Here is a 9,747-nt window from a genome sequence, read left to right as displayed (position 1 = left end):
CTCCAGCGCGTCCTTCACGAGGGTGTAGTTCGTGCCCCAGACGACCACGGTGGCGATCATCGCCAGGTCGGACGCGGACAGGAGGCGGGCAGGCGCTGCGACGGCGGGCGACGAGGTGCTCACGCGGCGGGGCATAGGGCGTCACTGTTCCGGACGCAACGGCGACGTTTCCCCACGCCCGTGCTTGTCCGGCCGGCCCGCCCGTGTCGTAAATGCCCGCCCATGGACTTCCGCTATTCGGACGAGGTGCGACGCGCGAAGGACTCCGGGCAGCCGCTGGTGGCGCTGGAGACGAGCGTTGTCGCGCAGGGCCTGCCGTACCCCGAAAACCTGGCCGCCGCCCGGGCGTGCGAGGAGGCCGTGCGCCGCGCCGGCGCCGTGCCCGCGCCCATCGCCGTGGTGGATGGCGAGGTCTGGGTGGGGCTGGAGGACGCCGCGATGCGACGGCTCGCCGAGGGCAAGGAGAAGCTGCTCAAGCTGGCCTCACGCGACCTCGCCGTGGCGGTGGCCACCCGCGCCAGCGGCGGCACCACCGTGAGTGCCACCTGTGAGCTGGCCGCCGCGGTCGGCATCCGCGTCTTCTCCACCGGCGGCATCGGCGGTGTGCACCGGGGCGCAGCCGAGCACTGGGACATCTCCCAGGACATCGCCGCGCTGTCTCGCTACCCGGTCGCCGTGGTGTGCGCGGGCGCCAAGTCCGTGTTGGATCTACCCAAGACGATGGAGCTCCTGGAGACGGCGGGCGTGCCCGTCATCGGCGTGGGCACGAACGAGCTGCCGTCGTTCTACAGCCGCGAGTCCGGCCTCACGCTGGAGCACCGCGCGGACGACCCGGAGGCCGCCGCGCGCATCGCCCACGCCCGCTTCGAGCTGCTGGGCCAGGGCGGTGTGCTCTACACCGTGCCGCCGCCCGAGGAGGCCGCGCTCGGGCGCAACGACGTGGAGCTGCACATCGCCTCGGCGCTCGCGGACGCGGACCGGCAGGGCGTGCGCGGCAAGGCCGTGACGCCGTTCCTGCTGGGCGAGATGGCGAAGCGCACCGGCGGCAAGAGCCTCAAGACGAACCTGGCGCTGCTCGTGAACAACGCACGCTTCGCGGGGGCGCTGGCCGTGGCCTACGCGCGCCTCGCGAAGCGCTAGCGCTTCCCGCGCCGGGGGCTTCTCAGGCCTCGCGGTGCTGGAACCAGGACACCAGGTCCTCCAGCGCCGCGCGGTCCACGTCGTCGAAGGTGTTCTTGTGCTCGGAGTCGATGTCGAGCACGGCGAGCAGCTCGCGGTTGCGGCCGAACACCGGCACGACGATCTCCGACGCGGAGCGGCCGTCGCAGGTGATGTGGCCCGGGAAGGCGTGCACGTCCGCCACCACCACCGTCTCTCCCTTCGCCGCGGACGTGCCGCACACGCCCTTGCCGAAGGTGATCTCCAGGCACCCGAGCGTCCCCTGGTAGGGGCCCACGCGCAGCAGCTTCCCGGGCGTCACCACCCGGTAGAAGCCCGTCCACAGGTGGCCGAAGGCGTTGTGCAGCAGGCAGCTCATCGTCGCCATGGCGCAGATGTCGTCGTCCACGCCTTCGAGGATGGCGACGGCGTGGGTCTTCAGCTCGGCATAGGCCTCGGTCTTCGGCTGACCGCGCAGGTCCAGGGTGACTTCCGCCATGATGGGGTCCTCTGTCAGGAATTTCTTCCCGCCCCTTCTAACAACCCTCGTGCCCGCAGGCACAGGAGGCCGTGTGGAACCGCTCGTCCTGGATTCGCGAACCCGTCTGCTCGTGCTCACCGGTGCCGGAGTCTCCGCGGAGAGCGGCGTGCCCACCTTCCGGGGCATGAACGGCCTGTGGGAGAACCACCCCGTGGAGGCGGTGGCCTCCCCCGAGGGCTTCGACGCGGACCCCGCGCTCGTGTGGCGCTTCTATTCGCAGCGCCGGGGAGGCGCGGCCGACGTGAAGCCCAACCCAGGCCATGACGCGCTGGTGCGGTGGGAGCAGCACCTGGGCGACCGCTTCCTCCTGGCTACCCAGAACGTGGACGGCCTGCACGAGCGCGCGGGCAGCCAGCGCGTGGTGGCCATGCACGGCCACCTCTTCCGGACCAAGTGCGCGGACTGCGGGCGGAAGCCCTTCGACGACGCCTCCGTGCACCCGTCAGGCACGGTGCCCCGGTGCGACCAGTGCAACGGCCGGCTGCGGCCCGACATCGTCTGGTTCGGGGAGTCGCTCGCCTCCGAGGACCTGGAGCGCATCGGCGACTTCATCGCGCGCAAGGACGGCACCCGGCTCGTCTTCCTGGCCGCGGGCACGTCCGGCGCGGTGTGGCCGGCGGCGGGCCTGGTGGATCAGGTGCGCGCCCTGCGCGGCGACACGTGGCTCGTCAACTTCGAGTCCGCCGCCAACACGGAGCGCTTCCACCACTTCGTCCAGGGGCGCAGCGGCGAGGTGCTGCCCTCGCTCGCGACGCTGGCCTGACCCTGCATCACCGCGGACGGCCAGGCTGCCCGATGAGGTACGTGATGATCATCCCCTGCGCGCGGTGGACGCCGCTGGTCCAGCTGTACCCGTTGGCGTCGAGCCCCTGGGTCAACCTCTCGAGGTCCCCTGGAGCGTAGGTCCGCAGCGACGACACCACGCCATCCCAGAGGATGAGCAGGGGAAGGATGGGCACCAGGTAGGTGAGGACCAGGCGCCACCAGCGCACCGGGCGGATGAGCAGGGTGAAGCCCCACACGAGGGGCACGATGAGCAGGAACTGGATGAGGAGGTACGGCAGCGAGCGCTGGGTGAGCTCGAAGGCTGCGAACGGGACCCCGCGCGTGGCGGCGTCCGCGAGGAGGGCGCGGGCCTGCTCCGGGGGGAAGTGGTGCAGCGCCTCGAAGAGGGTCCGCACTCCTGTCAGCTCCTCGGGGATGCGAGTGGCGTCGACCGGGGTGTCGCGGTAGGTCGCGCCGGCAGGCAGCTCCAGCCCCGGGGTGGGATGGAGGTCGGTGAGCACCACCTCGGCCCGGCCGTGCACTGCCTGCAGGGTCGGGAGCAGGGTGCGCCACGGGCCCCCCGAGCCGGAGCAGAGGTCGACGACCTGATCCGTGCCTGACGAGCGGAGCAGCTCCGAGAGGAGTCGCGCCACGCCGTCGTAGGGCCGCACGCGGTCGAGCACGACGCGCAGGTAGTCGACCTCGCCACGGCGCAACAGCTCGGGCAGCCATGACTGGTCGAGGAATTCGAAGAGCTGGAGGCGGGGGAGCAGGGGCATCGAGGAGACGATAAGGCCCCGTGCAGCTCCGCGAAACAAAGCGCCGCGCCCCTGTCTCTCCTCAGGCCAGGGGCGCAGCGGAGGGTGGCCCTACGGTCCCCGGAGGGTGGTCAGCCCCTGGTCCGTGAGGACGAGCAGCATGCTGGGCGTCACGGTGGGCTCGTAGACGAGCTGCAGGACGCGCTGCCCGGCCACGTCGCGCACGGGGGCCAGCGTCGTGCCGTCCGGCTCCAGGCGCCAGAGGCCCGCGCCATTCGTGCCGATGTAGAGCGCTCCGTCGTCCGTCGCCTTGAGCGATAGGATGCGGTTCGTTGGCAGCCCCGCGAGCTTCGACCAGTTCCCCGCCGAGCGGGACTTCGGCGTCATCGCCCAGACGCCGTACTCCGCGCTCCCCAGGTAGTAGCGACCCGCGCGGACCTGTTCGAAGGCGCGCCAGTAGTCATCGGTGGCCTGCCCGTTGAGCACCTCGTTGAAGCTCTTGAAGCTCCAGGGCGTGGGCCCTTCCCAGGTGAACTCGCGGTCCCAGTCCTCCAGCTTGTTGCTGGGCACGAGCACCCCGAGCATCTGCTCATTCGCGACGAGGACGTCTCCATTCGGCGCGATGCCCAATCCATACATATACGGGCATTGCAGCGAGCCCCACTCCGAGCCGTTCTCGTAGAGATACCAGCCCGGGTGACGGTGGCTGTTGTAGGTGAGCCCCTGGATGCGCGTCACCCCGTGGTTCGTCGTGATGTAGAGGTCGCCTCGGTCCCGGCCGCGCGTCACGCGAGCGCAGTTCAGGACGGAGCGGTCCTCCTCGTAGTGGAAGTCGTTCGTGTTGTGGATGCCAATCTGCTTGCCGTCGTTCGACGATTTGACGGTGCGCCAGAGGTGCTCCTCGAGCGCGACCTTCCCGTCTGGCTGGAGGCGGACCGCATCGAGGTCTCCCTTCTGGTACTCGGCGTAGCGCTCGGGCGTGTAGCCCGCCTCACCGGGGCCGGGGATGTACGAGCGCTGCTCGATTCCCGGCGCGCGCTTCATCTCGTTGGCGCGATACCCCACGTACGCGCGTCCGGCCTCACCGCCGCAGATGACCGTCGAGTCGGTCGCGAGCGAGTCCGGGCCGAAAGGCTGGCGCGCCTGTCCGACGCCGGAGGTCCACGTGGGAGCCTTGTCGCCGGGACGCAGCACGCCAATGCGATAACCGTCGAGGAGCCAGACGTTCAACCCTTCATCGATGCCAACGCTCTGCGGTTTGCCAACGCCAAACGCACGCGTGTAGTCCAGCACCGCGTCCACCGGCCACGGCCCTGCGTTGGGAGGCTCGCCGGCGTCGGGTGTCGTCCCCGCGTCGGGCGTTTCGCCGGCATCGGGCGTCGTCCCACCGTCTTCGCCGGGTGGGAGCGTGCCGCCATCGGGAGAGGAATCCGGAGGGGGGAGGGTGGGAACTTCATTTCCCTCGGACCCACCCGGCGTCGGCTCCTCGCCCGGGTCAACTGTTGTGGGCTCGTCGTTGCAACCCACCGAAAGCAAAGCAATGACCGCGAGTCCCGCCCCCACCACACCTGCACGTATCCCCATCCATGCCCCCATTCACGGGGGCTCCTTCGCAAATCCCAGGCCGACGCTCAGTGACCGTCAGGAATCAGCCGTTGCGGCTGGACCGCTCGGAGGGGCGGTCCAGCGCGGGCATCGCGTCGGGACGGTCCCACAGGACGAAGTGGCTGCACCCTTCCAGCTCCACCACGTCGAGCCCGGGCCTGGCGCGCCCGGCGCTCTCTCGCATGGAGGACGACTCCAGGACCCGGTCCTTCCCCGGGACGAGCACCGTGCCGCGCCGCACGTTGCGGAACAGGGACGCGTCGTGCTTCTGGCTCCAGGCGGTGATGTCCAACAGGTTGGCCACCATCGTCGCCACCCGCTTGGGGTTGGACGGGAAGGCCATGATGAGCTCTCGCTTGCGCGAGTTCTCCAGCGGTCCCCAGGCGCCCCTGTTGTGCCGGGCGATGGGCGCGAGGCGCCACAAGGGGATGAGGAAGGGCAGCAGCCACAGCTGCGAGCGCGTCAGGCTCCGGTAGGCGCGGGCCTGCGGGAGCACGGGCGCCTCCAGCACCACCTCCACCTGCTCGAACAGGTCCGGCCGCTGCCTCGCGGCCTCCAGGACCACGGCGCCTCCGCGCGAGTGTCCATGGACGCGCACGAGGTCTGTCTTCGGCAGGTGCTCCAGGGCCTGCACCAGCACGGCGGCATCGTGGGAGATGGTGCCCTCCGGCTCGGCCGGCACCCGGGCCCAGGGCGCGGGCTGCTCACTCGGGCCGGTGATGGGCAGGTGGTAGTCGCAGCTCGTCAGCAGGATGAGCTGGAGGTCGGGGTCCCGGTAGTGGTGCGTGAAGTAGCGCATGTCGGCCACGAAGCCGTGCATGCCAATGACCGTGGCGCGAGGCTGCTCGCAGCGCCGCTCGGCGATGACCGCCTTGCCGATGCGGTAGATGTGTCCGTCGAAGGGCTCGCTCGGGCAGGGCGCGCCCTCGCGGTTCATCAACCACGCGCGCAGGGCGAGCACGACGACGGCGACACCAGCAAGGACTCCAAGAGCCACGGACATGCGTTCACCCAGGTCCGGAAGGGCACCGGCGCTCAGTTCCGGTACTGAGCTTCGCTGACCTTGTCCATCCAGTCGACGACCTTGCCGTCCACAGGCTCCTGGAGGGCAATGTGGGCCATGCCCTCCGTGGCCGTGGCGCCGTGCCAGTGCTTGATCCCGGGCGGCGTCCACACGACGTCGCCTGGCTTGAGCTCCTGCTTCGTGCCTCCCCACTCCTGGACCCAGCCCGTACCGGACGTCACCACCAGCGTCTGGCCCGCCGGATGGGAATGCCACACGGTCCGCGCGCCCGGTTCGAACGTGACGTGGGCTCCCGAAGCATGTCTGTGCTCGTTGGATGGAAAGAGGGGCTTGATCACCGCGGTCCCCGTGAAGTTCTCCGCCGAGCCCTGGGTGGGAGGCCGCGAGTCGGCGCGCATCACCTGGAGCCGCTCTGCTTGCGCGTGATGGGCAGCGCACCCGGCCCCTGCGGAAGACACCAGGAGCACGCCGGCGAGGAGGCTCTTCATGGCTGCTTCTCCCCGAACAGCTCCTTCGCACGCGAGATGGCCGACATGGCGCTGGGCCAACCGACGTAGAACGCCAGGTGGGTGATGAGCTCGACGAGCTCCGCCTGCTTCACGCCGTTTTCGATCGCCTTCGGGAAGTGGAAGGACAGCTGCTCGGTCTTGCCTGTCGCCACCAGCGCCGCGCAGGTGATCAAGCTGCGGTCGCGCTTGGACAGCTCGGGCCGCTCCCAGACGTCTCCGAACAGCACGTCATCGGTGAGCTCCACCAGCTTCGGCGCGAAGTCGCCGAGGGCCTTCTGCGCGGCGGTCACAGGCTTGTTGGAATCCATGTGCATTCTCCTTATGAAACAGGATGCGCCCCGGCCCGGCGGAGGACTACAGGTCGTCGTGTGAATGGGCTGTTAAGCCACGCTTTGCAATGTGAAGCTCAATCCATGGAAGGACACCGCATGAAAGTCATTCTCTTTGGCGCGACCGGGATGGTGGGGCAGGGCGTCCTGCGCGAGTGCCTGCTGGACCCGGAGGTGGAGCGCGTCCTCGCCGTCGGGCGCAAGGCGACGGGGCAGCAACACGAGAAGCTCCGCGAGCTCGTGCACAAGGACTTCGCGGACTTCTCCTCCGTGGAGGACGCGCTCACCGGCTATGACGCGTGCTTCTTCTGTCTGGGCGTCTCCTCGGCGGGAATGAAGGAGGAGGACTATCACCGCGTGACGTATGACTTCACGCTCGCGGCGGCGAGGACGCTGGTGAAGCTCAACCCGGGCATGACGTTCATCTACGTGTCGGGAACGGGCACCGACAGCACCGAGCAGGGCCGCAGCATGTGGGCGCGCGTGAAGGGAAAGACGGAGAACGCGCTGATGAAGCTGCCCTTCAAGGCCAGCTACATGTTCCGCCCGGGCATCATCCAGCCGATGGATGGGATCCAGTCCCAGACGAAGGTGTACCGGGTGGGCTATGCGGTGATGAGGCCGCTCACTCCCGTGCTGAAGGCGCTCTTCCCGAAGCTGATGACGGACACGAGGCAGGTCGGGCGCGCGATGCTCCACGCCGCCCGCCACGGCGCCCCGAAGCGCCTGCTCGAGAACCCGGACATCAACAGCCTGGCGGGTGGGGCTTCCTGAGGGGCGCGGAACGTCTGGATGCGCCCCGCTTCGATGACCGGAACTAGGACGTCGGCTCCCGCGGCGCTTCGGTGCCTTCCTGCTGCTGTCCCTCGCGCTTGGGGGACGGGGCGTCCTGCTCTCCGCTCAGGTCGCTCTTGCGGAGCGTGTCGTTCAGAATGTCCCCGTGGCGTTTGCGAGGAGGGGGAGAGGGCTTGGGCTTCTCATCCATGAGGGCCTCCTGAGGTGAGGTGGTACTGCCTTCCGCCAAGGTGGGGCCGGCCCTTGTCACGCGCCCGCGCCCACAGGTCTGTCACCGCTCCTCTGCCTGCCCCCTGAGGAGGCGTCGAGCCCCCGCTCGTCCTCACAGCGCGGCCCCTCGAAGCAGGAACCGCCGCCTGCCTGCCCGCCCAGACGACAGGAGTCCTCCGGGTGGGAAGTCGGCGGGGGCCGGAGTGCGTTTCTTCCTTCATGCCTTTGATTCGACCGTTGCGCCTCGCCCTGCTGTCGCTGTCCGTGGCCCTACCGGCCTTCGCCGCCGGTCCCGCCGTGTGGGGCGAAGGCCTGATGGTGAAGGTGCGGCCGCAGACCGCGGCCCGGAGCGCCACCGAGGTGCGGCTCACCGCGGCGCGCAACGAGTTCGTCTCCTTCCAGGTGGCGCTGCATGGAGGGGATTCGGGCCTCCAGGGCGTGCGTGCCCGGCTGCCCGCGCTGGAGGGGCCCGCGACACTGACGGGGCCGGACGTGACGCTGTACCGCGAGGCGCTCGTCACCACGAAGAAGGCCTCGGTGGCGGGAGAGCCGGTGGGCTCGTGGCCGGACGGCCTGGTGCCGGACACGGACGAGGTCGCCGGGGAGCAGCGAAGCGCCTTCCCCTTCGACGTGCCCGCGGGCGAGGCACGCGCCATCTGGGTGGACGTGCGGGTGCCGGAGGATGCGCCGCCTGGCGACTACACGGGCACGGTGACGGTGGAGGCGGACGGAGGCTTCCAGCGGCAGGTGACGGCGCGGCTGACCGTGGTGGACGCGGCGCTGCCAAGCACGGCTTCGCTGCCGTCGGCGTTCCTCCTGTGGCCGCCGCACGTGTGCCGCGCGCACCTGGGCCGGGAGGACTGCACGCCGCAGGAGCTGCAGCCGCTGCTCGCGCGCTACCAGCAGATGGCGCTGGAGCACCGCTTCACGTTGTCCAGCCTCTTCCCTCGCAAGCCGTGGCCGCCCGCGTGGAGCGACTTCGACGCGACGTGGGGCCCGTTCCTTGACGGCACCGCGCCCACGCGGCTGCCTGGGGCGCGGATGACGAGCCTGGAGTACGTGGGCCCGCTCCCGCTCGACGCGCAGAACCTGCGGGACTTCACCGCGCACATGAAGGCGAAGGGCTGGCTGGACCGGGCCTACGTGCAGTTGGGAGACGAGCCGCCCCATGGGACGACCTTTGAGCAGGTGCACGCGACCGGGGCCCTGGTGCGGGAGGCGGCGCCCGGGCTGCGCACGCTCTTGACGACGAACTCGCAAGAGATGGCCCGCAACGGCCTCGAGGGGCTGGTGGACGCGGTGGTTCCGCTGGTGAACCACCTGGACGGCACCGAGGGCACCTTCCGGGGCGACCAGCGTGACACGTACACGAACTTCCTGAAGCGCCCCGGTACGGAGTTGTGGATGTATCAGAGCTGCATGAGCCACGGCTGTGCGTATGGGACCAACGCGCCGGAGAACAAGCCGGGGGCGGGCTGGCCGTCGTACATGCTGGACCGCTCGTCGGCGAAGGCGCGGGCGATGGAGTGGGTGACGTTCCTCCAGGGCGCGACGGGCGAGCTGTACTACCAGACGGTGGGCATGCTCTCCACGGCGTGGACGGACCAGTACCGCTTCAACGGCAATGGTGACGGGACGCTGTTCTACCCGGGCACCCCGGCCGCGATTGGCGGGACGACGGACGTGCCGGTGGCGTCCCTGCGCATGAAGCTCATCCGTCAGGGCATGCAGGACTACGAGTGGCTCAAGGCGGTGAGCGACGCGGGCGACCCGGGCTTCGCGCGCAAGGTGGCCCGGGAGCTGATTCCGGCCGCGTCGCGCGTGACGGACGACGGCGCCGCGTTCGATGCGGCGCGGCTGCGGCTCATCCAGCGCTACCAGGAGCTGACCGAGGGCGAGGCGCCGGCCCCCGATGCGGGCACGCCGCCGGACGCGGGCTCACCGTGGGACGCGGGCACGGAGCAACCGCCGCTCCAGGAGGCGCCCACGCCCAGGCCGGACGTGGACCCGGAGACGGTCGGCACGGGGGCGCCGTCAGGCGGCTGTACCACGG

The 9,747-nt window shown here is 70.0% G+C and carries 11 protein-coding genes; 4 read left to right on the top strand and 7 right to left on the bottom strand.

Annotation, left to right across the window (positions count from 1 at the left end; genetic code table 11):
* Window positions 1–222: 222 nt before the first annotated feature.
* On the top strand, window positions 223–1,140 hold the full coding sequence (locus tag D7V93_RS28970) for a pseudouridine-5'-phosphate glycosidase (protein WP_120646470.1): 918 nt from the start codon (window positions 223–225) through the stop codon (window positions 1,138–1,140).
* 22 nt (window positions 1,141–1,162) lie between these two features.
* On the opposite strand, the gene msrC is transcribed toward D7V93_RS28970, so the two are convergent.
* Complete coding sequence (msrC, locus tag D7V93_RS28965) at window positions 1,163–1,657, bottom strand: free L-methionine (R)-S-oxide reductase MsrC (protein ID WP_120646469.1); 495 nt, start codon at window positions 1,655–1,657, stop codon at window positions 1,163–1,165.
* A 73-nt stretch (window positions 1,658–1,730) separates the two neighbouring features.
* On the opposite strand from msrC, the gene D7V93_RS28960 reads away from it, so the two are divergent.
* Entirely contained in the window at window positions 1,731–2,462 is a 732-nt protein-coding gene (locus D7V93_RS28960) for an SIR2 family NAD-dependent protein deacylase (RefSeq protein WP_120646468.1), read from the top strand.
* 7 nt (window positions 2,463–2,469) lie between these two features.
* On the opposite strand, the gene D7V93_RS28955 is transcribed toward D7V93_RS28960, so the two are convergent.
* The 5 genes from D7V93_RS28955 to D7V93_RS28935 all read right to left on the bottom strand — a co-directional run bounded on the left by D7V93_RS28955 (window position 2,470) and on the right by D7V93_RS28935 (window position 6,668).
* Window positions 2,470–3,243, bottom strand: coding sequence for a hypothetical protein (locus D7V93_RS28955; protein ID WP_120646467.1), 774 nt, complete (start codon window positions 3,241–3,243; stop codon window positions 2,470–2,472).
* A gap of 90 nt (window positions 3,244–3,333) precedes the next feature.
* Window positions 3,334–4,452 carry a two-component regulator propeller domain-containing protein gene (locus D7V93_RS28950; protein WP_244237577.1) on the bottom strand — a complete coding sequence of 373 codons (1,119 nt, stop codon included), beginning with the start codon at window positions 4,450–4,452 and terminating at the stop codon, window positions 3,334–3,336.
* Between the two features lie 418 nt (window positions 4,453–4,870).
* Window positions 4,871–5,830, bottom strand: a complete 960-nt coding sequence (locus D7V93_RS28945) for an alpha/beta fold hydrolase (protein WP_120646465.1) — start codon at window positions 5,828–5,830, stop codon at window positions 4,871–4,873.
* 32 nt (window positions 5,831–5,862) lie between these two features.
* Entirely contained in the window at window positions 5,863–6,339 is a 477-nt protein-coding gene (locus tag D7V93_RS28940) for a (R)-mandelonitrile lyase (protein ID WP_120646464.1), read from the bottom strand.
* Window positions 6,336–6,668: a carboxymuconolactone decarboxylase family protein gene (locus D7V93_RS28935; protein ID WP_120646463.1), complete on the bottom strand. Its 333-nt coding sequence runs from the start codon at window positions 6,666–6,668 to the stop codon at window positions 6,336–6,338. The genes D7V93_RS28940 and D7V93_RS28935 overlap by 4 nt, the downstream gene beginning before the upstream one ends.
* Window positions 6,669–6,788: 120 nt before the next feature.
* Here D7V93_RS28935 and D7V93_RS28930 point away from each other — a divergent pair, with 120 nt between their 5' ends.
* The gene (locus D7V93_RS28930) at window positions 6,789–7,463 is read left to right on the top strand and encodes an NAD(P)H-binding protein (RefSeq protein WP_120646472.1); all 675 of its coding nucleotides are present in this window, start codon (window positions 6,789–6,791) and stop codon (window positions 7,461–7,463) included.
* Window positions 7,464–7,506: 43 nt separating this feature from the next.
* Here D7V93_RS28930 and D7V93_RS45260 read toward each other — a convergent pair whose 3' ends face one another.
* Window positions 7,507–7,674 carry a hypothetical protein gene (locus tag D7V93_RS45260; protein WP_158623888.1) on the bottom strand — a complete coding sequence of 56 codons (168 nt, stop codon included), beginning with the start codon at window positions 7,672–7,674 and terminating at the stop codon, window positions 7,507–7,509.
* Window positions 7,675–7,913: 239 nt separating this feature from the next.
* Here D7V93_RS45260 and D7V93_RS28925 point away from each other — a divergent pair.
* The coding region (locus D7V93_RS28925; protein ID WP_120646471.1) for a DUF4091 domain-containing protein at window positions 7,914–9,747 on the top strand (1,834 nt) is incomplete at its 3' end.

This window comes from Corallococcus llansteffanensis (assembly GCF_003612055.1).
Taxonomy (GTDB): Bacteria; Myxococcota; Myxococcia; order Myxococcales; family Myxococcaceae; genus Corallococcus; species Corallococcus llansteffanensis.
Note: the sequence above shows the minus strand (reverse complement) of the source record. Positions and strands in the feature narration are given on the sequence as shown.